At 54.4% G+C, this 263-nt stretch carries 1 pseudogene; it reads right to left on the minus strand.

Going from position 1 to position 263, the window contains the following annotated elements:
* Positions 1 to 147: pseudogene (locus KVT32_RS32395) on the minus strand (LysR family transcriptional regulator); the annotation flags it as partial.
* Positions 148 to 263: the final 116 nt, after the last annotated feature.

Below are 263 nucleotides of genomic sequence, written 5' to 3' on the forward strand. Positions count from 1 at the left end.
GAGTTCGCGGAGTTTGCGCAGCGAGGCCGAGATCGAGGGCTGGGGCTGGTTCAGTTTCAGCGCCACGCGCGAGACGTTCTTCTCCACCAGCAGCAGGTAGAGGATGCGGATCAGGTGCAGGTCGAGGTGCTGGGGCAGGCTGGCCATGGCAAGGTGCGGCTGCGGTTTTCTATATGGGTTCCGTTATTTCGAATATACGCTATATTTCATATTGCAGAAATGAAATCGTCTGAATTTCGATTCACTATCGCCACCAGGAAGAT

It is taken from the genome of Achromobacter sp. GbtcB20 (genome assembly GCF_019091095.1).
Classification (GTDB): domain Bacteria; phylum Pseudomonadota; class Gammaproteobacteria; order Burkholderiales; family Burkholderiaceae_B; genus Achromobacter; species Achromobacter mucicolens.